17 protein-coding genes are annotated in these 21,459 nt (G+C 66.1%); 10 read left to right on the top strand and 7 right to left on the bottom strand.

The genetic code is table 11. The annotated features are described in order from the left end of the window. Positions 1-43: 43 nt before the first annotated feature. The 3 genes from HV765_RS14525 to HV765_RS14515 all read left to right on the top strand — a co-directional run bounded on the left by HV765_RS14525 (position 44) and on the right by HV765_RS14515 (position 4,224). Positions 44-553, top strand: coding sequence for a sigma-70 family RNA polymerase sigma factor (locus HV765_RS14525; RefSeq protein ID WP_175170116.1), 510 nt, complete (start codon positions 44-46; stop codon positions 551-553). Beyond that, positions 550-1,569 (top strand): FecR domain-containing protein, encoded by a 1,020-nt coding sequence (locus HV765_RS14520; protein ID WP_254600575.1) that lies wholly within the window; start codon positions 550-552, stop codon positions 1,567-1,569. The genes HV765_RS14525 and HV765_RS14520 overlap by 4 nt, the downstream gene beginning before the upstream one ends. Before the next feature lie 141 nt (positions 1,570-1,710). Beyond that, the gene (locus HV765_RS14515) at positions 1,711-4,224 is read left to right on the top strand and encodes a TonB-dependent siderophore receptor (RefSeq protein WP_175170115.1); all 2,514 of its coding nucleotides are present in this window, start codon (positions 1,711-1,713) and stop codon (positions 4,222-4,224) included. A 57-nt stretch (positions 4,225-4,281) separates the two neighbouring features. Here the strand turns inward: HV765_RS14515 and HV765_RS14510 are convergent, their stop codons facing one another. Then, positions 4,282-5,931 (bottom strand): ATP-binding protein, encoded by a 1,650-nt coding sequence (locus HV765_RS14510; RefSeq protein ID WP_254600574.1) that lies wholly within the window; start codon positions 5,929-5,931, stop codon positions 4,282-4,284. Positions 5,932-6,072: 141 nt separating this feature from the next. Between HV765_RS14510 and HV765_RS14505 the strand changes: the two genes are divergently transcribed. The 3 genes from HV765_RS14505 (at position 6,073) to HV765_RS14495 (ending at position 10,220) form a co-directional block, all read left to right on the top strand. Further along, positions 6,073-6,594 (top strand): sigma-70 family RNA polymerase sigma factor, encoded by a 522-nt coding sequence (locus HV765_RS14505; protein ID WP_175170114.1) that lies wholly within the window; start codon positions 6,073-6,075, stop codon positions 6,592-6,594. Beyond that, positions 6,591-7,562, top strand: coding sequence for a FecR domain-containing protein (locus tag HV765_RS14500; RefSeq protein WP_175170113.1), 972 nt, complete (start codon positions 6,591-6,593; stop codon positions 7,560-7,562). The genes HV765_RS14505 and HV765_RS14500 overlap by 4 nt, the downstream gene beginning before the upstream one ends. 96 nt (positions 7,563-7,658) lie before the next feature. Continuing rightward, positions 7,659-10,220: a TonB-dependent receptor gene (locus tag HV765_RS14495; protein WP_175170112.1), complete on the top strand. Its 2,562-nt coding sequence runs from the start codon at positions 7,659-7,661 to the stop codon at positions 10,218-10,220. Between the two features lie 73 nt (positions 10,221-10,293). On the opposite strand, the gene HV765_RS14490 is transcribed toward HV765_RS14495, so the two are convergent. Genes HV765_RS14490 through acnA form a run of 3 tightly spaced genes read right to left on the bottom strand, consistent with a single transcriptional unit; the run spans position 10,294 to position 14,910 of the window. Next, a complete protein-coding gene (locus HV765_RS14490) occupies positions 10,294-11,349 on the bottom strand; it encodes a lactonase family protein (RefSeq protein ID WP_175170111.1) in 1,056 nt (351 codons plus the stop codon). A gap of 4 nt (positions 11,350-11,353) precedes the next feature. After that, the gene (locus tag HV765_RS14485; protein WP_175170110.1) at positions 11,354-12,250 is read right to left on the bottom strand and encodes a GntR family transcriptional regulator; all 897 of its coding nucleotides are present in this window, start codon (positions 12,248-12,250) and stop codon (positions 11,354-11,356) included. Beyond that, complete coding sequence (gene acnA / locus HV765_RS14480; RefSeq protein WP_175170109.1) at positions 12,247-14,910, bottom strand: aconitate hydratase AcnA; 2,664 nt, start codon at positions 14,908-14,910, stop codon at positions 12,247-12,249. The genes HV765_RS14485 and acnA overlap by 4 nt, the downstream gene beginning before the upstream one ends. A 201-nt stretch (positions 14,911-15,111) precedes the next feature. Here acnA and HV765_RS14475 point away from each other — a divergent pair, with 201 nt between their 5' ends. Further along, positions 15,112-16,056 carry a Bug family tripartite tricarboxylate transporter substrate binding protein gene (locus tag HV765_RS14475; RefSeq protein ID WP_254600573.1) on the top strand — a complete coding sequence of 315 codons (945 nt, stop codon included), beginning with the start codon at positions 15,112-15,114 and terminating at the stop codon, positions 16,054-16,056. Positions 16,057-16,147: 91 nt separating this feature from the next. Here HV765_RS14475 and HV765_RS14470 read toward each other — a convergent pair whose 3' ends face one another. Beyond that, positions 16,148-16,744 carry a TetR/AcrR family transcriptional regulator gene (locus HV765_RS14470; protein ID WP_175170107.1) on the bottom strand — a complete coding sequence of 199 codons (597 nt, stop codon included), beginning with the start codon at positions 16,742-16,744 and terminating at the stop codon, positions 16,148-16,150. Between the two features lie 110 nt (positions 16,745-16,854). Between HV765_RS14470 and HV765_RS14465 the strand changes: the two genes are divergently transcribed. Both HV765_RS14465 and HV765_RS14460 read left to right on the top strand, forming a co-directional pair. Beyond that, positions 16,855-17,910 carry a sugar phosphate isomerase/epimerase family protein gene (locus HV765_RS14465; protein WP_175170106.1) on the top strand — a complete coding sequence of 352 codons (1,056 nt, stop codon included), beginning with the start codon at positions 16,855-16,857 and terminating at the stop codon, positions 17,908-17,910. Between the two features lie 16 nt (positions 17,911-17,926). Then, positions 17,927-18,811, top strand: coding sequence for an alpha/beta fold hydrolase (locus HV765_RS14460; RefSeq protein WP_175170105.1), 885 nt, complete (start codon positions 17,927-17,929; stop codon positions 18,809-18,811). 8 nt (positions 18,812-18,819) lie between these two features. On the opposite strand, the gene HV765_RS14455 is transcribed toward HV765_RS14460, so the two are convergent. Then, positions 18,820-19,458 (bottom strand): 2OG-Fe(II) oxygenase, encoded by a 639-nt coding sequence (locus HV765_RS14455; protein WP_175170104.1) that lies wholly within the window; start codon positions 19,456-19,458, stop codon positions 18,820-18,822. Between the two features lie 292 nt (positions 19,459-19,750). On the opposite strand from HV765_RS14455, the gene HV765_RS14450 reads away from it, so the two are divergent. Continuing rightward, positions 19,751-20,443: an HAD family hydrolase gene (locus HV765_RS14450; RefSeq protein WP_175170103.1), complete on the top strand. Its 693-nt coding sequence runs from the start codon at positions 19,751-19,753 to the stop codon at positions 20,441-20,443. A 130-nt stretch (positions 20,444-20,573) separates the two neighbouring features. On the opposite strand, the gene HV765_RS14445 is transcribed toward HV765_RS14450, so the two are convergent. Further along, complete coding sequence (locus HV765_RS14445; RefSeq protein WP_054422687.1) at positions 20,574-21,356, bottom strand: SDR family oxidoreductase; 783 nt, start codon at positions 21,354-21,356, stop codon at positions 20,574-20,576. Positions 21,357-21,459: the final 103 nt, after the last annotated feature.

Below are 21,459 nucleotides of genomic sequence, written 5' to 3'. Positions count from 1 at the left end.
TTTTGTTTGAGCATCTGGCGGCGACGCCGGGGGCGCACCCGCCATGTCTTCTCCTTCCTACGCCCCTCATGCCGAGGTGCAAACCGTCTATCAGGCGCATCACCAGTGGCTGCGCGGCATGCTGCAACGCAAGCTGGGTAATGCGTCCGATGCGGCTGACGTGGCGCACGACACGTTCGAACGGCTGATCCGCGCCAATGTGCGCGAACCGCTCGCCGAACCGCGCGCCTATCTGCGCACCATCGCCACGCGTCTCCTGATAGGCCGCGCCCGCCGCGCCGCGCTGGAAACCGCCTATGCGGAATCCCTGGCGTTGCAACCGGTGGCGGTGGAACCTTCTGTTGAAGCGCGCGCCTTGATCCTGGAAGCGCTGGAGCAAGTCTGCGAACTGCTCGACAGCCTGCCCATGACCAGCCGCCGCATCTTCCTGATGGCGCAGGTGGATGGCATGTCGTACGCCGAGATCGGCGAGCAATTGGGCCTGACACCGAACGCGGTGCAGAAGTCGCTGGCGCGCGCGCTGGTGCATTGCTACACGGCGGTGTACGGGTGAGCCACGGTTTGATGGAAGGCGCCAAGCTGCTGCGCCCACATGCGCCGGAAGCCGGCCGGATTGATCCCAAGATCGTGCGTCAGGCCGCCGACTGGTGGGCGCGTTTGCGCGAAGATGCCAGCGACGACGACCGCGCAAATTTCGAACGCTGGCGGCACGCGCAGCCGGCGCATGAACTGGCCTGGCTGCGGCTGGTGGCATTGACGCGCGATGTGGATGCAGGCGTGGCCGAAGCGGGCCAAGACGTCGCGGGCCGCACCTTGCGGCAGGCGCCGCTGATCCAGTCGCGCCGCAACGCCATCCGCTGGATGGTGTCGGCGGCCGGTCTGGGCTTGGGCGCCTGGGCGGTGGGCGAACGCGGCACGATCCGCCGCCTGTCGGCCGACTTGCGCACGGGCACCGGCGAACGGCGGGCGTTGACCTTGCCAGACGGCACGCGGCTGGAACTGAACACAGCCAGCGCCGTTGACTTGCGCTACACCGCCAGCCAGCGCGAAGTGGTGCTGCGCGAAGGTGAAATTCTTGTCACCACCGCGCAAGACCGGCAGGGCCGGCCCTTCACGGTGCGCACGCGCAGCGGCATCCTGACGCCGGTGGGCACGCGGTTTGTGGTGCGGGATCTGGACGACGGCCGCGCCGTGCGCGTGGCGGTGCTGGAAGGCGCGGTGGATGTGCGCGGCCTGGACGCCGCTGATGCGCTCCGGCGCGTGCGGGCCGGCGAGCAGGCCGACTACTCGGCGGCAGGCGGCTTTGCGTTGCAAGCGCTGGAGCCTGCCACGTCCGCGTGGATCACCGGCATGTTGATCGCCAATGAAATGCCGCTGGGGGAGTTCCTGCAAGACCTCTCGCGCTATCGGCCGGGCCGGCTGAGCTGTTCGGACGAGGCGGGGGCGCTGCGCGTGGTGGGCGCGTTCCCATTGGCGGACAGCGACAAGGTGCTGGCCATGCTGCAAGACGTGCTGCCCGTGCGTGTGCGCCAAATCACCCGCTATTGGGTGCGGGTGGGCCTGGCCTGACCCGGCGGCCCCGCCCGCAAGCAATGAATGTGTAACCGAAACGGCGGAACTCCCGATCTCGCGCTTCATGTAAGGAAAGCAGCCCGGATGCCTCCCAACACCCGAGCCTGCGCCCCTCCTTCTTGAGCCAGGAATCCCTTGATGTCTTCTCGCCCTGTACGCGCGGCGTCGCTTGCCCGCCTGCCTTCATCGCCTGTCCGTTTTTTGCCTGCCCGCATGTTGCCTGCCCGCATGTTGCCGCGTACCCGGTTGAGCATTGCGCTGCATCTGGCGCTGCCCGCCGTTGTGCTGGCGGCGCCGTGGCCGTCCGCCGTGCACGCGCAGGCAGCCGGGGCGCTTCGGCAATCGGTGAGCTTCAACATTCCGGCCGGCCCGCTCAGCGCCGCGCTGGGCGCGTTTGGTGTGCAGGCGGGCGTCATGGTGGCGTCCGACCCGGCGTTGACGGCCAACGCGCGCACCGAAGGCGTGTCGGGCACGTATGCGGTGGACGCGGCGCTTGAACGTTTGCTGGCCGGCACCGGCCTGCAAGCCGTGGCGCGGCCCGATGGCGGGTATCGCTTGCGGCAAGCGTCCACGCCGGGCCAGGCGGCCACGCTGGCGCCGGTGACGGTGACGGGCAGCTACAACGCCACCACCGATGGCACGGGTTCGTACACGACGCCCGCCGTCACCATTGGCAAGAGCACGCAGGCGCTGAAGGACATTCCGCAGTCGATCACCGTGTTGACGCGCCAGCGCATGGACGACCAGATCATGACGAGCCTGCCGGACGCCGTGAACAACACGGCCGGCATGGTGGGCGTGCAGGGCGTGGGGCCGGGGGTGGCGATCAATGCGCGCGGCTTCCCGGTGGACCTGCTGCAATACGACGGCGTGGCCTTGCTGCGCAACAGCTACAGCCTGGGCAACTGGGAGCAGGACTCGCTGGTGTTCTACGACCGCGTGGAAATCCTGCGCGGCGCGGCCGGCCTGCTGCAAGGCGCGGGCAGCCCTGGCGGCGCGATCAATCTGGTGCGCAAGCGCGGCGGCGCGGAACCGTCGGTAGTGCTGTCGGGCAAGGCCGGTTCGTGGGACCACTACGGCTTGACGCTGGATGCGGGCGGCCCGCTGAACGCGGCGGGCACCTTGCGCGGCCGCGTCGTGGTGGACGAAGACCAAAGCCATTCCTTCGTTGACTACGTGTGGGACAAGACGCGTAACCTGTACGCCGCGCTGGACTTCGACGTTACCGAAGACACCACGGTCGGCATCGGCATCAGCAACCGGTACAGCCGCTCGCGTCCGATGTTCGTGGGCTATCCGCGCTATGCGGATGGCGGCGACATCGACCTGCCGCGCTCCACCTTCACCGGCTCCACCTGGAACCGCGCGAAGAACGATCAGACCATCTTCAACGCCGACGTCACCCATCGCTTTAACGACGCGTGGCGCTTCAAGCTGGCCGGCGTGGCCATGAACGAAAAGAACACGACGGTGCACCAGCGCGTGGCCGGAGAAGTGGAACCGGACGGCAGTGGTTTGTCGTACGGCAATTTCGGGGTGGACTTCAACAGCAAGCAGCGCGGGCTGGACATGTCGGTAAACGGCAACTTCACCGCGCTGGGCATGCAGCAGGAAGTGGTGCTGGGCGCCAACTATTCGAAGCTGACCACGAACGACCGCTTCACGCGGGCGTGGGAAGACGGTGGCAACATCTTCGACCTGGATCACCATCGCCCGTGGCAGGACATCGATTCCATCGCCGCCGCCAGCGGCTATGACTCGCGCAGCAGCTACGACATCCGCCAGAAGGGCATCTACGGCACGTGGCGCGTCAAGCCCACCGAGTCCCTGGCGCTGATCGCGGGCGGCCGCGTCGGCTGGTTCGACTACACCTACACCGGCGGCGGCAGCTCCACGACGTCCAGCACGTCGGGCAAGTTCATTCCCTACGCCGGCATCGTGTATGCGCTGACCGATAACTGGTCCGCCTACACCAGCTACACCACCGTGTTTGAGCCGCAGACCGAACGCAGCCTGGACGGCGCCTTGCTCAAGCCCATCGAAGGCAACAACTACGAAGTCGGCATCAAGGGTGAACTGGCCGATGGCCGCATCAACACGATGCTGGCGCTGTTCCGCTACGACCACAAGAACCGTGCGGTCAACGACTACGCCGCCGGCTTTGCGTGCGACGGCTGGTACTGCTCACGCGCATCGGGCAAGGTGCGCAGCCAGGGCGTGGAAGCCGAAGTGTCGGGTGAAGTGGTCAAGGGCCTGGAGCTGTACGCGGGCTACACCTACAACACCACCAAGTATCTGAGCGACCCCGACAACCAGGGCAAGGTCTTCAACACCTGGACGCCCAAGCACATGCTGCGCCTGTGGGCCAACTACAAGTTGCCGGGTATGATGAACCGCCTGAGCGTGGGCGCGGGCGTCAACACGCAGACCGACACGATCAGCTCGGACCGCGAGTTCAAGCTGGCGGGCTTCACGATCTGGAATGCGCGCGTGGGCTATCAGGCCACGCCGGAACTGAGCATCGGCCTGAACGTCAACAACGTGTTCGACAAGAAGTACTACGTGCCGTCCTACAACACGTTGAGCAGCAATAACTACTACGGCCAGCCGCGCAACTTCATGCTGACGTTCCGCTACGCGCCGAAGCTGTGAACGCGGTGGCCGCCGCAGGGGTGCAGACGCCGACGCAGCCGTGACCCTGCGGACGGGTCAGGCGGGGATCAGCGCGTGCACCTGGCGCGCCAGCTCGTCCAGAGAGAAAGGCTTGGGCAGCGTCGGCGCGCCGGGCTCGTCGCCTGCGCGGGCGCCCGATCCGGTGATGAAGAGCACCTTCAGATCCGGACGCAGCATGCGCCCCGCGTCGGCGACCTGGCGGCCGTCCATGCCACCGGGCAGGCCAATGTCGCAGATCAGCAGATGGATCGGGGCGGGCGCGGATAGCAGGCGCAGCGCGCTGGCCCCATCCACGGCGCTTAAGACGATGTAGCCCAGTTCGCTCAACGTTTCGCTGACGACGGCCATCACCGCCACATCGTCTTCCGCCACCAGCACCGTCAAGCCGGATGCGGCGCGCGGAGTGTGGCGCGGTACGCCGGGCTCGATGGGCGCTAACGCGGATTCCCCCCGCGGAAAGTACAGGCTCATCGCCGTTCCCATGCCCGGGCGCGACGTCACCTGCACCTGGCCGCCCGATTGCCGCACGAATCCGTAGAGCAATGACAGGCCCAGCCCGGTGCCTTGCCCCGCCGACTTGGTGGTGAAGAAGGGTTCGAAAATACGATCCACGGTCTGCGGCGTCATGCCGCAACCCGTGTCCGTCACGGTCAGGCGCAGATAGTCGCCCGCCGGCAGCCCGCGCTCGTGTGCCTGGGCGTCGGCCAGCGTGACCTTGGCGGTTTCGATGCCCAGCCTGCCTTGGCCGGCCATCGCGTCACGCGCGTTCAGGCACAGGTTGAGCAGCGCGTTTTCAACCTGATGGGGGTCGACCCAAGCGGGCCATAGGTTGGGCTCGCAGTCCAGGTCGACGATGATGCGCGGGCCGACGCTTCGGCGCACCAGATCGTCCATGCCGCGCACCAGCTGATTGATGTCCACCGCCTGGGGATTCAGCGGCTGGTTGCGCGCAAACACCAGCAGGCGCTGCGTCAGCGCCGCAGCGCGCTCGGTATTGCGCCGGGCGGTGTCGATGTGCCGTTCCAGTTCCCCCAGCCGGTGCTGGGACAGCCGCAGGTTTAGCAGCTCAAGGCTGCCGGCGATTCCCATCAGCAGGTTGTTGAAGTCGTGCGCCAGCCCGCCCGCCAGCTGCCCGATGGCTTCCATTTTCTGGCTCTGCCGCAGGTTGTCTTCGGTCTGGCGAAGCGCTTCAGCCTGCGCGCGTTCGGCCAGGATGCGCGACGTGGTTTCAATGACGGTGTCGATCATGCCGACCACGACGCCATGCTCATCGCGCACGGGGCTGTAGCAGAACGTGAAGGTGGCTTCCTCGGCCTGGCCCGACCGCTGGAGCACCAGCGAATAGTCTTCGATGAACGTCGCTTCGCCCGCGAAAGCGCGGTCGGCGATGGGGCCGATCATGGGCCACGCTTCGCTCCAGACGTCGCTGAAGGGCCGGCCCAACGCCTCGGGTTTCGTACCGAGAATGGGCCTGAACGCGTCGTTGTACAGCGTGATCAGTTCCTTGCCCCAGACCAGGCAACAGGGGAAACGGGACGACAGCACCATACCGGTCGCCACGCGCAAGGCGCTGGACCATTCGGCGATTGGCCCAAGCGGCGTACAGGCCCAATCAAAGGTGGCGACCCGGCGTCCCATCTCGCCGCCGCCAGCGAGAAAGGAAAGCTCCGAGGATTCGTTCTGCATGACGGCATCAAGGGGGGGAAAGGGGGCACTGATTTTATCCGAGCGCGGTTCGCAAAGGGGCGCGGAGCGTGGATAGGCGCTAGGCCGTCGATCATATAAAATAAAAATCGTTCCCATTTACAAATACCCGCCTGGTGCGCCGTGTCTCCGCCCGACTCCTCCCTGCCCGCCGAAACCGTCACGACGCTCTATCGTGACCACCATGGCTGGCTGTCGACCTGGCTGCGCAAGAAATTGGGCAACTCGTTCGACGCCGCCGACCTGGCCCACGACACCTTTGTCCGCCTGATGACCGGCCGCCGCAAGGCCGGCGCGGGCGCCGAGCCGCGCGCGCTGCTGACCCATATTGCGAAAGGCCTGGTGGTGGACCATTGGCGCCGCCGCGCGGTGGAAGACGCCTATCTGGCCGTCGTTTCCCAACTGCCCGCGCCCGAGGCGCCGTCGCCCGAAGTCCGGGCGCTGATCCTTGAAACGCTGCACGCCATTGACGCGACCTTGCGCACCTTGCCCGCCAAGACCCGCGAGATTTTTCTGCTGTCGCAATTCGACGGCATGGCCTATGCCGACATCGCGGCGCATCAACGCGTGTCGCTGGCTACCGTCAAGCGCCACATGCAGAAGGCGCTGACCGCTTGCCTGATCGCCTATCAGGTGCATGCATGAGCGGCGTCATTGACCCGGCGATTCTGGAAGAAGCGGCGGGCTGGCTCGTGCGCTTCCAGTCCGAAACCCTGTCCGCGTCCGACCAAGCGGCGTTTGAGCGATGGCGGCATCGCAGCGCCGCACATGGCGCCGCCTGGCAGCGCGTGGAAGCCATGCTGCGCGGCTTCGGGCAGGTGCCGCCCGGCATTGGCCGCGATACCTTGCGCCGGCTGGACCGCCCGGGCCGCCGGCAAGCCATGCGTGCGCTGGGGGCGTTGCTGGTGCTGGGGCCGGCGGGCTGGCTGGGATGGCGCGCGCTGCCGTGGCGCGAATGGGCGGCGGACGTGCGCACGGCCACCGGGCAACAACGCCACCTGGCGCTGGCCGACGGCACGCGGCTGGTGTTGAACACGGCCAGCGCCGTCGATATCCAGTTCACCCCCGAGCAGCGCGTGCTGTGGCTGCGCGCAGGAGAAATCCTGTTGACGACAGGCAACGACCCGTCGCCCACCTATCGCCCCTTCATCGTGCGCACCACGCAAGGCACCATCCGCGCGCTGGGCACGCGCTTCATGGTGCGCGACGAGAGCGCCAGCATACGCGTGGCGGTGTTTGACGGCGCGGTAGAGATCCGCCCGCAGGACGCGGGCGCTGCGGCGGTTGTGCTGCCGGCCGGGCAGCAGACGGTGTTCAACGCGCACGCCGTGGAGCCACAGGCGGCGGTGGACGCGGGCGCGGCGTCGTGGGAGCAAGGCATGCTGGCCGTGCGCAACGGGCGGCTGGCCGACCTGGTGGACGAGTTGGCGCGGTATCGCCGGGGCGTCTTGCGTTGCGATCCGGCGGTGGCCGACCTGCGCATATCGGGCGCGTTCCCGCTGGCCGACATCGATGGCAGCCTGCGCCTGCTGGAAAAAACGCTGCCGGTACGCATCAGCCGGGTCACGCCGTTCTGGACGACGGTGGCGCCACGCGCCGCCGTTACACATTAATTGCCCATTGGCTGATACTTTTTTTCGCTTCGTCCGGTGTACCGGGTGAATCGTCGCAACACGCGAGTCACCCCGTCATCAACGAAGGATCGTTTCATGGTTTCCCGACTTTCCCATTTGCCGCGCCTGCCCCGTAGCAAGGCCGTTCTGTCGCCGCTGGCGGCGATGACCCAGGCCACCGGAATGGGGCTGATACTGCTGGCGGTGGCAGGCGCACCAGCGACGGCGGAGGCGGCGAAGCCGGCAGCCGATGCATCGGCTGCCGACGCTGCGGCGGCCGTTGTTGCGGCAGCCGGTGCTGCGGCAGCCGGTGCGACAGCCGGTGCTGCGGCGGATGCGCCATCGGCTGCGGCTCGCCAGACATACACCATTGCCGGTGGCCCGCTGGGTGACGTGCTGGCGCAGTTTGCAGCCGCGGCCGGCGTGCCGCTGTCGTTCGACCCGGCGCTGGTGGCGGGGCGACACAGCGCGGGCTTGTCGGGCGCCTACACCGTGCGCGAAGGCTTCGCGCGCCTCTTGGCCGGGTCGGGCTACGCCTTGGCCGAGCAGGGCGCGGGCGCATATTCGCTGCGCAAACTGCCGGCAGGCGAGGGCGATGCCGCGACCCTGCTGCCCAGCATCACCGTGGCGGGCGCGGGGGTCAGCCCGTCGGCATTGCCTTCTGAATACGCAGGCGGCCAGGTCGCGCGCGGCGGCCGTCTGGGCCTGCTGGGTAATCGCGACGTCATGGACACGCCGTTCAACATCACCAGCTACACGTCGGAATTGCTGGCGAACCGCCAGGCCGTGACCTTGGCCGACGCGTTGAACGCCGAACCCTCGGTGCGCTTTACCGGCCAGATCGGCGGCGTGACGGATTCGTTCTACATCCGCGGCTTTCCCATTGGCGAAGGCAATCTGGGCGAAATCGCGTTTGACGGCGTGTACGGCGTGGCGCCGAACTATCACGTCTTCACCGACTACATCGAACGCGTCGAAGTGCTGAAGGGGCCAGCGGCATTGCTCTACGGCATGTCGCCCAACAGCGGCGTGGGCGGCGTCATCAACATGGTGCCCAAGCGTTCGCTGCCGCAAGACCTGACGCGCCTGTCCGCCGACTACGTGGGCGATTCGCAATTCGGCGGACGCGTTGACCTGAGCCGCCGTTTTGGCAACGACGGCGAATGGGGCGTGCGAGTGAACGGCATGCATCGCCAAGGCGACACGCCGCTGGACAACCTGTATTCCCGCACCGACATCGGCGCCTTGTCGCTGGACTATCAGGGCGAGCGCCTGCGCGCATCGCTGGACCTGCTGGTGCAGAACGAAAAGGTCGATGCGCCGACTCGGCCGTTCCTGGTGACCTCCGGCATCGACGTGCCACGCGCGGCCGATGGCCGCCGCAACGCAACGCAGGCGTGGGGCTGGTGGAAGTCCGAAGGCGAATCGGCGCTGCTGCGCGTGGAATACGACATCAGTGACCGCCTGACCGTATTCGCCGATGCGGGCGGATCGGACACCAGGGTGTCGCGCCTGTCAGACCAGACGCCCACCATCGTCAACAGCGCGGGCGATACGGTGGTCACGCCCAATAACTTCCGCTTCCAGGTGAACCGCAGCACCTATAACGCAGGCCTGCGCGCCAAGCTGGACACGGGGCCGGTGCGTCACGCCATCAGCTTCATGGGCAGCATGTATAGCGACCGCAACCTGCAAGCCAGCGTGTCCGGCACGCCGCTCACGTCCAACATCTATCACCCCATCGCGCGCCCCGAGCAGAACATTCCGGCGCCGGCCAATGTGCCCAAGGTCTCGTCGTCGGACCTGTCCGGCCTGGCGCTGGCGGACACGATGAGCATTCTGGATGAACGCGCGCAGCTGACTGTGGGCGTGCGCCAGCAACGCATCGAATCGCGCAACTTCAACGCCACGACCGGCGTGCGCACCGTCAGCTATGACGAAAGCGCGACCACGCCGCTGGCGGGGCTGGTCATCAAGCCGTGGAGCAATGTCTCGCTGTACGCGAACTACATCGAAGGCTTGAGCAAGGGTGACGTGGCCCCGGCAACGGCGTCCAACGCGGGTCAGGTGTTCAAGCCCTACAAGGCCAAGCAGAAGGAAGTGGGCATCAAGGTAGACCTGGACGACGCTATGCTGACGTTCAGCGCGTTTGAAATCACCAAGCCCAGCGGCCAGCTGACCAACGGCGTGTACGGCGCCGACAGCGAACAGCGCAACCGCGGCCTGGAATTGAACCTGTCTGGCGAACCCGTGCGCGGGCTGCGCTTGCTGGGCGGCGTGACGTATCTGAACGCCGAACTCACGCGCACCAACAACGCCGCCACCGTCGGTAACCAGCCGGTGGGCGTGCCGAAGTTCTCGGCCAATCTCGGCGCGGAATGGGACACGCCGTGGGTGGCGGGCCTGACGCTGACGGGCGGCATGATGTACACCGGCCGCGAATACGTGAACCAGGCCAACACGCAATCAGTGCCGTCGTGGACGACGTTTGATGTGGGCGCACGCTACGCCACCAAGATCCAGGGCAAGGACGTGACTTTCCGCGCGAATGTGGTCAACGTGACCAACCGCGCGTACTGGTCCGGCGTGGCGTCGTATGGCACGGTATCGCAGGGCGTACCGCGCACGCTGATGCTGTCGGCGTCGATGGACTTCTGATCGGGGCCGCTCGCCGCGCGCCGCTAGCCGCACGCCGCTCGCCGCTCGCCGCGCGCCGGCCGCCGCAACGCCATCAGGCGCGGCGGCGGGCGAACACCATGCAGACGGGGCTGCCCACGCGCAGTTCATAGCCATCGCGCATCAACGTGCCGTCTTGCGCATTGACGCGAAAGCGCACGAGCGTGTCGCTGTCTTCGTTTAACGCGAACAGGAATCGGCCGTCAGGCGATAGCGTGAAAAAGCGTGGGGTCTTGCCGCCGCTGGCGGCGTGTTGCACCGGCGTCAGGCGGCCGCTGACGGGGTCTACGCCGAACACCGCGATGCTGTCATCGCCCCGGTTCGACACATACAGGTGGCGGCCATGCGCGTCCGTCGTGATGCAGGCTGCGCGGCTGTTGCCCGTGTAGGTGTCGGGCAGTGTTGGCAGCACCTGGAACGGCCGCAACGCATTGTCTTGCAGCGTGTACGCGGCCACCGTGTTGTCCAACTCATTGACCACATACAACCAGCGGCCGGCCGGATGAAACACCGCATGGCGCGGGCCGGCGCCTTCGCGCGTGCCGGCCACGCTGACGGGTTCTGCGCCCGCCCCATGCGCGTTCAGCGCAAAGAGAAACACGCGGTCCAAGCCCTTGTCCGGCACCACCACATAGCGGCCCGACGGGTCCACCAGGTTGTAGTGCGGCTTGGCGAAAGGCTGCTCCTTGCGGTGCGGGCCGGGTTCGCCTGTCATGGGCAAAGCTTGTGTGACGGGGCCGAGCGCGCCGTCGGCGGCAACGGGCAGCACGGCGAGCGTGCCGGTCAGGTGGTTGGACACCATCAGATAGCGGCCCGACGGCGCCAGCGCCAGATGCACCGGGTTGCGGCCTTCGCACGGCTGCTGATGCCATGGCGTCAATGCGCCGCTGTGCGTGTCGCGATGCAAGGCGCTGACTTCATGGCTGTCGCCATGCACGGTGTACAGCACGGGCAGCGTGGGATGCGGCAACAGGTACGACGGGTTCAGCAAGCCGCTGACGACTTGCGTCAAGGTCAGCGCGCCGGTGTCGGGCGCGTAGTTGAAAACGCTGATGCCATCCCCGCGGGCATGGCGTTCGCGGGTGGTGCGCGAACCGATATAGACGTGCATGGCGCTAGCCTTTCAGGATGCCGCTGATGCGGGCCAGGTTATCCAGCGTGCTGCGCAGATGGCTGGACAGCGCGGCCGCTGCGTCCTCGTTGCGTTCACGTTCCAGCAAATCCAGAATGGCCAGGTGCTGGTCGCAATGCTGGCGGTAGCGGCTGCGGTCTTGCATGGAGCGGTACGACAGCAGCCGGCGCACGCGGTTCACGCGCTTGATCGAGTCGATGAAAAACGGGTTGCCCGAGGCCTCCACCAGCGATTCATGAAACCGCACGCCGCGATCGTGCAGCTGGTCGGCCGTGTCGGTGGCAATGCCGCCATCCAGCAAGTGTTTTTCTGCTGCGCGGCAACGTTCGATCACGCTCTTTTCAATACGAAAAGTCGGCTCCAGCAAGGCGGCAGGTTCCAGCGCCAGGCGCAGCCGGTACGACTGCAACAGGCTGTCGGGCGTGGTCATCATCGACGAGAATTCCCAGCCATACCCCGGGCGGCGCTGCGCCCAGCCTTCCTGCGAAATGCGCGCCAGCAAGGCCTGCGTCTGCGCATGGGTCAAGGCATAGCGCACACGCAGCTGGGCCTCGCTGCATTGCATGGGCAGTTCGCCCCGCAGCAATTCATCGGCCAGCTTGAAATAGCTTTGCGTGACGATGTCGTCCACCGAAGGCGCGGCCAGTTCGGCCGGCGCGCCGGGCAGGGCGTCGAAATCCTGTTGCAGAAAATAGCCGCGGTTGGGTTTGCGCGCCACAATGCCGTGCTGCTCCAGAATGCCCAGCGCATCGTTGACGGGCGAGCGCGACAGCCGCAAGCGGTCTGCCAGCTTTTGCGCAGTCAGGTGCGCGCCTTCTGGCAGACGGTCTTGCCGGATCAGTTCCAGAATTTTGGTGACGGTATTGGTTTGCGCGCTCATGGGGTCGTGGCCGGCCGGAGGGTATCCGATAGGATAGCGGGAATGACGCCGCCCATCCGCAACAAGCGCACCTCAAGCTGGGTCTCGACGGCGGCAGTGGCTTGCAAGGTCTCCACCGTGCCCTGCGCGCGCAAAATTCGCACCGCGACAGGCAGGCGCGGCGCCATCGTCGCGGCCGGGGCGTCGATCTCGATGCGGTCGCCTGACTGTACGTTGAGCGTGTCGGGCGTCACGCCTTCCGGCAGGCGCAACGGCAAGATGCCCATGCCGATCAGGTTCGACCGATGGATGCGTTCGAAGCTCACCGCCAGCACGGCGCGTATGCCCAGCAGCCGTTGGCCCTTGGCGGCCCAATCGCGCGACGAGCCCGTGCCAAAGCGCGCGCCGGCCAGCAAGACGACGGGCTGCGCGTCTTGCCGATAGTGCTCGGCGGCTTCCCAGATGGGTTCGACGCGGCCGCTGGGCGCATGCCGGGTGTGGCCCACGGGCGCGTCCGGGCACAGCAGATTCTTCAGGCTCTTGCTGTAGAACGCGGCGCGCATCATCACTTCCCAATTGCCCCGGCGCGATGCGAACACATTCAGATCGTTGCGGTCGTCGCCACGCGCGACGAGGAAGTCGGCGATAAGACTGTCCGGCGCAATGGCGCTGGCGGGCGACAGGTGATCCGTCGTGACGTCGTCGCCCAGCACCAGCAGCGGATGCGCCACGTAATGGCCCAGTTGGCTGCTGCCGGCATCCGTGGATGCAAAAGGCGGACGGCGCAGCGCGGTCGAAGCCGGGTCCCACGGAAAGCGCGGCGTGTCCGGTGATTGCAGGGCTTGCCATGCCGGATTCGCGCTGGCGATTTTGAACGCCGCGCGGAAGTCGCCGGGCTGCAAGCCTTGCGCCAGCGCGGCGGTGATGTCGGCGTCATCGGGCCACAGGTCGCGCAGGTAAACGGGCTGGCCGCCGGCGTTGATTTGGACGGGCTCGTGGCTCAGGTCGCGCTCGGCATCGCCTGCCAAGGCGAACGCGATGACCAGCGGCGGCGACATCAAAAATCCCAGGTCCAGGTCGGGATGAATGCGGCCCGTGAAATTGCGATTCCCCGACAGCACGGCCACGGGATGAATCGCGCCTGCCTCCATGGCGGCGCGCACCGGCGCGGGCAAGGGGCCGGAGTTGCCGATGCAGGTGGTGCAGCCGTAGCCCACGATGTCAAAGCCGACGGCGGCCAAATCTTCCAGCAGACCGGCGCGGGCCAGGTAGCCGGCCGCCGCGGGCGAACCGGGGCCGAGCGACGTCTTGACCCAGGCCGGCACACGCAAGCCTGCCTGACGCGCCTTGCGGGCCAGGAGGCCGGCGGCCATCAGCAGGCGCGGGTCGGACGTGTTGGTGCAACTGGTGATGGCGGCGATGGCGACGGGGTGGCGCGGCAGGCCGGGCGTGGATTGCCCGGCGGGTGTGAAGTTCAACGCCGCCAGGATCGCCTTGGTGTCGGCGTAAGGGTGCAGGTCTTGCGGGCGCTTGGGGCCGGCGACATGCATCCGCACCTGATCCAGCGCAATCTCGATGACGCGGGTGTAGCGCGGCGATGCGTCCGGGTCCAGCGCAATGCCGATGCGTTTGGCATATGCGCCAATGCGCGCGATATGGGATTCGCTTCGGCCCGTTTGGCGCAGGTAGGCCAGCGTTTCGCCGTCGATGGGAAAGTAGCCGGTGGTGGCGCCGTATTCGGGCGCCATGTTCGCCACCACGCAGCGGCTGCCGGCCGATAGCGTGCTGACGCCGGGGCCGAAGAATTCCACGAACTCGCCCGACACCCCAATGGCGCGCAGCCGTTGCGTGACGGTCAGCGCCAGATCGGTCGCCGTGACGCCGGGCGCAAGCGCGCCGGTCAGCCGCACGCCGATCACGTCGGGAATGCGCAGCAGGGTGGGCATGCCGAACATCACCGTCTGCGCTTCCAGCCCGCCCACGCCCCAGCCCAGCACGCCAATGCCGTTGATCATGGGGGTGTGGCTGTCGGTGCCGATCATCATGTCGGGGTGCAGCGCGCCATTGCCGTCATCACAGACCACCGTGGCCAGCTGCTCCAGGTTGATGGTGTGCATGATGCCGGTGCCGGGCGGATGAATGCGCACATTGGACAGCGCCTTGGATGCCCAGCGCAGAAAGCGGTAGCGCTCGGCGTTGCGGCGCAATTCCAGGTCCAGGTTCAGCGTGGCCGCGTCGGGCTGCGCATACGCCTCTACGGCCAGGGAATGGTCTACCGATACATCCACCGGCAGCACGGGGTTGAGGACGGCGGGGTCCATGCCGGCCTCGGCCAACGCGTCACGCATGGCGGCGATGTCGACCAGCGCGGGCGTGCTGGTGGTGTCGTGCATCAGCACGCGGCCGGGTTGGAAGGCGATCTCGGCGTCACTGGTGCCGTGATTCAGCCATGCAAACAGCGCGGCGACGGCGGCGTCGCGTTCATCTCCCTGCATGTTGCGCATCGCGTTTTCCAGCAGCAGGCGCAGCACGACGGGCAGGCGAAAGTAATCGGCGCCGAACAGCGTGGGCAGATCGATGAACGTGTAGCGGGCGTCCTTGAAAGCATCGCCGTCCAGCGTCAAAACGGTCTGGGGCAGAGGCTGAAACGCGGGGCGCAGGCCAGCATTGGTGTTTTCCATAGCTGCCAGTTTTGCATATTGCATCTATAAAATGCAATTAAGTAAAAACCCGGCCGTCATTCGAACAGGCCGCACAGGAGACAAACCATGCCCCAGATCCGACCCCGCACTCGGCCTCTTTTTCCACCTCTTTTTCCGCCCCTGCTGCGGCCTCGTAGTCGGTCCCTTCTTCGGCCCCTGGCCGCCGCCGCGGCGCTGTCCTTGGCGGCGCTTGGGGCCTTGTCGCCTGCCCATGCCGCTGACGCTGGACGCCCCGTCACGCTCATCGTGCCCTTTGCCGCGGGCGGCGGCGTGGACGGCATGGGCCGCTTGCTGGCCGAACGCCTGCGTGCCGACATGCCGCAAGGCGTGGTCGTTGAAAACAAGCCCGGCGCCAGCGGCATGCTGGGCGCGCAGGCGGTGCTGCGGTCAGCGCCCGACGGCACGACGCTGCTGCTGGGTTCAGCCGGCGAAACCGCCATCAACCCGCTCGTCTTCAAGGGAAAAATGCAGTACCAGCCGGACAAGGACTTGGTGCCGATAGCGCTGATTGCCCGCGTGCCGAACGTGCTGGTCGCCAATCCCAAACTGCCGGTGGCCAACGTGGAGCAACTGGTGGCCTATGGGCGCGCGCATCCCGACAAGCTCACGTACGCGACCAGCGGCGTGGGCAATCCGCAGCATCTGAACGGCGAATTGCTGCAATCGCTGGCGGGAATCAAGATGGTGCATGTGCCGTACAAGGGCGCGTCGGCGCAGTTGGTGGACGTGGCCTCGGGCAGCGTCGACCTGACGTTTGTGAGCCTGGCGGGCGCGTTGCCCTTCATCCAGAGCGGCAAGGTCAAACCCTTGGCGGTCACGTCGGCCAAACGCGCGTCATTCGCGCCCGACATCCCCGCCATCGCCGAAACCGCAGGGCTGAAGGACTATGCGCTGGAAAACTGGTTTGGCGTCTTCGTCGCCGCCGGCACGCCGCCTGCCGCGCAGCAAAAGCTGGCCGACGCCATCAACCGCGCCTTGCGCGACGAGAAGTTCGTGGCCAGCATCCGCGACCTGGGCGGGGAAGTGCAGCCGATGAACCAGGCAGAGTTCAGCGCGTTCATCAAGGCGCAGACGGGCGTGTTTGCGAAAGTGGTGGCCGACGGCCACATCACGGCCGAGAACTGAACACACTGCGCGCCTAGCGCAACACGGCATCCAGTGCGCTGAGTGCAACACGGCATCCAGTGCGCTCAACGCAACACCGCACCCAGCGCGCCTAGCGCAACACCGCATCCAGTGCGCTGAGCGCGGGGGGAATCATCGCCAGCAGGCGCGCCTTGCCTACGCCGTCGCGGGCCTGCACCGACAGGCCGTGTAACACGACGGCGTAGTAGTCGCCCAAGGCCTGCACATCGGTGCCGGGCTTGAGTTCTCCCTGTTGCAGGGCGGTGTCCAAGCGGTCAATGATGCCTTGCGTGCGGGCTTTGCGATGTGTGGTCAGCCAGGCCATCACGGCTTCATTTTCGGCGGCGTAGTTGGTGGCGGCGCTGACCACCATGCATCCTTGGGGCCGGCCGCGGCGGGTGTAGGTCAATACCGCGTCGGTCAACAATTTCTCGATGGCGCCGCGCACATCCGCCTGCGCTTCCAGCGCCACTTCCGCGAACGATCCGTCGCCCGCTTCATAGCGCGCCACCGCTTCGCGAAACAGTTCCTGCTTGGACCCAAAGGCCGCATATAGCCGCGCCGAGGCCAGGCCCGTGGCCGCCACCAGGTCCGCCATCGACGTGCCTTCGTATCCCTGTTTCCAGAACGCCAGCATGGCCTGCTGAAGTGCGAGGTCGCGGTCGAATTCCCTGGGTCTGCCTGCCATCACGGTCTCGGTGAAATGAACTGCACGCAGTGTAACGCCGGCCCGCGCATTTGCATCGCCGCAATTTATCGCCTATTCTTTGTCGATCGACAAAAAATTAAGGAATCGATGTGAAGACGATCAAAGGACCCAGCCTGCATCTTGCGCAATTCAGCGACGCCGTCGCGCCGTTCAACAGCCTGCCGGCCATTGCCGAATGGGCGGCGGGCGTGGGCTTCAAGGCGTTGCAGATTCCCGCGTGGGACAAGCGCTTTTTCGACGCCGGCACCGCGGCCGTCAGCCAGGACTACTGTGATGAGATCGTGGGCACGCTGGCCGCGCATGGCCTGGTCATCAGTGAGCTGACCACGCACATCTTCGGCCAGTTGCTGGCCGTGCATCCGGCGTATGACGCCATGGCCGACAACTTCGCGCCCGTTGAGGCTCGCGGCAATGCGCAGGCCAGAACGGCGTGGGCCCGGCAAGGACTGTTGAATTCGGCGCGCGCATCAACGCGCCTGGGGCTGACGGAAATGGGCACGTTCTCGGGTTCGCTGGCGTGGCCGTATCTGTTCCCGTTTCCGCAGCGCCCCGAAGGCTTGATCGAGACCGCCTTTGATGAACTGGCCAAGCGTTGGCTGCCGGTGCTGAACGCGTGCGATGAGCAGGGCGTGAACCTGTGCTTTGAGATCCACCCCAGCGAAGACCTGCATGACGGCGTTACGTTCGAGATGTTCCACGAACGCGTTGGCGGGCACGCGCGTTGCGCCATTCTGTTCGATCCCAGCCACTTCGTTTTGCAGCAGCTGAACTACCTGGAGTATCTGGACATCTACAAGGACCACATTCGCATGTTCCATGTGAAGGATGCCGAATTCAATCCGACGGGCCGCCAAGGCATCTATGGCGGTTATCAATCGTGGATCAACCGTGCCGGCCGCTTCCGTTCGCTGGGCGATGGGCAGGTGGACTTCAAGTCAATCTTCTCAAAACTCGCCCAGCACGATTACGCGGGCTGGGCCACGCTGGAGTGGGAGTGCTGCTTGAAAGACCAGGAAACCGGTGCACGCGAAGGCGTGGAGTTCATCAACCGGCACATCATTCCGGTGACATCCAAAGTGTTCGACGACTTTGCGGGCGCCGCCATCGACAAGCAACAAATTCACGCCCTGCTGGGCATGGCGTAGGCGAAACGAGTTCATCATGACGCATCAAATCAGCGCTTTTTTTACGGCCGCCGACGCGGTATCGCATCAGTATGTGCAGGTGGATGGCAAGCGCATCCATTGCGCGGTCATGGGCGACGGGCCGCCCGTGCTGCTGGTTCCCGGCTGGCCGCAAACCTGGTTCACATGGCGCCACATCATGAAGTCGCTGGCGCAGGCCGGCTACACCGCCATCGCCGTGGACCCGCCCGGCACGGGGGATTCTGACCGCCCCGCGCACGGTTATGACACCGGCGCCGTCGCCCGCGTGTTGCACTGCTTGATGGAGCAATTGGGGCACACGGTCTATCAGGTCATCGGCCACGACATCGGCATGTGGGTGGCCTATGCGATGGCCAGCGATTATCCCGACGCCATCCGCCGGCTGGTGCTGACCGAGGCCGTGATTCCCGGCCTGGCGCCAGCCCCCCCGATATTCGTGCCGCCCGAGGACAACATCTTCTTGTGGCACTTCCTGTTCAACCAGCTGCATGATCTGCCGGAGGCGCTGATCACCGGACGTGAGCGCGCCTACTTGAGCTTTATGTTCGACAAGTGGTCGCATCGCCGCGACCGCGTAGCGGCCGACGTCTATATCGACGCGTATTCCTCGCCGGGTGCGTTGCGCGCGGGATTTGCTTATTACCGCGCCATTCCGGAGACCATCCGCCAGAACCTGGAACGGTCCAAAACGCCATTGTGCATGCCCACGCTGGCCATTGGCGCGGAACACGCCACGCGCGATGCGCCGCTGGTCACAATGCGCGATAACGCGAGCGATCTCACCGGCGTGATCATTCCCGACTGCGGCCACTTCGTGACCGAGGAATGCCACGAGGCGTTCTCCGAACACGTGCTGGCGTTTTTGTCGCCGCAGGGGTGAATGGTGCGCTAGCGTCCGTCGTGCAGCACCACTTCCAGGCCCACGCGCTCGCCCGAACGCACCCGGCTGATGGCTTGCCTGGCCGTGACGCGATACGCGTTGTGCGCGCCCTGGACCGGGCGATGCGAGACGGCGATGACGGCCGCATCGCCTTGTTGCAGAGGCAGCACCATCGGACGCGATTGCATGCGGGGGCGCTGTTCGGTCATGACGAACTCGCCACCGGTGAAGTCCGCACCCGGGTCTGACAGCAGCGCGACCAGTTGCAGCGCAAAGATATGTTCACCGTCGGCGTGCTGCATCAGCGGCTGCCCGTCGCCGGGCCGATGACGATGCACCGCGGAAAGCGGGCGTGTCTGCCCGGCGGCGCGGTTGCCATCCAGCCAGTCGTTGAAATCGTCGGGATAGATGACATCGCTTTGCAGTGCAGTCGCCCAGGCGCGGGCTAGGGTAAGCAGGCGCGGGTACAGGTCGCGGCGCAGCGTCTCAAGGGCGTGCGTGGTGGCAGCTTCACAAGACGGTTGCGACAGCTGTTGCGCGGCCGCTTGCGCAAAGAACCCCGGCAGCAGCGCCCAGCCTTCGGCGTCCAGGTCGCGCGCGACACGGTTCCAGTCGTAATGATCCAGCGGGGTGTGTTCTTGGGGCATGGGGCATGGGGCATGGATAGGGATAGGGGGCGTCATGCAATGGGCATGGGCAATAGCAATAGCAATAGCAATAGCCATAGCCATAGCCATAGCCATAGCGATAGCTTATGCGCTGGCCTCGGGGCGCGTCACTCCGAAGCTTGCGCCGCTTCACCGCTTTACGCTTTACCCCTTTTCGCTTTAACCCTTTACGCTTTACCGCTTTACCGCTTCACCGCTTGGCCAGTTTCCAGCAGCCGGCGATCCATGCAGTATGCTTATCCGCTTCACGAACCCCCTCCATGCCCCCGCAATGACTGATTTTCCCTTTGACGCCGTGCTGTTCGACTGCGACGGCGTGCTGGTTGATTCCGAACCTATCACCAGCGATGTGCTGACCCAGATGCTGAATGAACTGGGCTGGAACATTACGCACGACGAGACGATGCGTATCTTCACGGGGAAAGCCGTGCGCGATGAACTGCCGCGCATCGAAGCCGAAACCGGCGCCAAGCTGGGGCCCGAATGGTTCGACGAATTCCGCCAGCGCCGCAACGCCGCGCTGGACCGCGACTTGCTGGAAATTCCCGGTGCGCCGGACGCCGTGCGCGCCTTGCACCAGACGTTGGGCGGGCGCATCGCGGTGGCCTCGGGTGCAGACCGCCGCAAGGTGGAACTGCAACTGGCCAAGGTCGGCATTGCGGAGTGTTTTGATGGACGCGTCTTCAGCGGCCACGAAATGCCGCGAAGCAAGCCGTTTCCTGACGTGTACCTGGCCGCCGCCCGAGCGCTGGGCGTGGACCCTGCGCGTTGCGCCATCGTGGAAGACACCGTCACGGGTGCAACGGCCGGCGTGGCGGCAGGCGCCACCGTGTTCGGCTACAGCCCCGACGCCAACGGTCACAGCGGCGCCGAAGCGCTGCGCAGCGTGGGCGTGGCGCAGGTGTTCACCGATATGAAGCAGCTGCCGGCGTTGCTGGCCGGCTGGCAAGCGGCGGCACGCTAGTTGGTTGATTCGCCCATCGCTAGCCGGCACGCGTGAGGCGTGGCGCACTGGGCGCCAGGCACTACGCGCCATGCACTACGCGCCATGCTCCACGCGCCTGACCTGGTGCCTGACCTGGCGCCTGACCTGTTTAGCGCGCGTGGTTCGCGTACTGCTCGCCACCATCCAGATCAATCACCGTGCCGCTTAAATAGCCGGCACGGGGCGATGCGCCGAACACAATCATGTCGGCCACTTCTTCGGGTTCCATCAAGCGGCTGAACGGCAGGTCTGACAAGGTTTCCTGCCAGCGCGATTCGTCGCCCCAACGGGCGTGCGCGCGCTGGCGCGCCAAGGTCAGCACGCGGTCAGTGCGGGTGCGCGACGGGTTTACGCCAAAGACGCGCACGCCGTGGCGCGGCGCTTCACCGCCCAACGCGCGGGTGAAAGCGATGAGCGACGCATTGGCCGCCGCCCCGCAGATGTAGTCGGCACGCGGCGCCGCGCCCGCCATGCCGATGATGTTGGCGATGACGCCGGCCCCGGCGTCCCGCATGTGGGGGTAGTAGTGCCGCGCCAGGCTGATGTAGCCGTGCACCTTCAGCTCCCATCCCGCACGCCAGCGTTCGTCTTGCACCTGATCCAGCGCGCCGCCTGGCACCGCGCCTGCGTTGTTCACCAGGATGTCGATAGGGCCGGTTTCCTTCGCCAGCTTTTCGGCCGCGCCGGGCACGGCCAGGTCCATCGTGACGGCGCGCGTGTCGCGGCCGCTCTGTTCGCGAATCGACGCCGTGGCCTGATGCAGCGCAGCGTCATCGCGCGCCACCAGGATCGGGTCCGCGCCTTCGCGCGCGAAGGCGATGGCGCACGCCAAGCCAATGCCCTTGGATGCGCCCGTGATGAGCACGCGTTTTCCGGCCAGCTGCAAGTCCATGAAAACCTCCTGTTGATTCACGCCCGCACGCGCGGCGCACTCGATGGTTGTAAACCAGATGCGACTTTCCTGTCAGCCTGAAAGCGTCATGGCGTTGCGCCTG

This window comes from Achromobacter kerstersii (assembly GCF_902859595.1).
Lineage (GTDB): Bacteria > Pseudomonadota > Gammaproteobacteria > Burkholderiales > Burkholderiaceae_B > Achromobacter > Achromobacter kerstersii.
The sequence above is the reverse complement of the archived record's forward strand: the minus strand, read 5'-3'. Positions and strand labels throughout refer to the sequence as shown.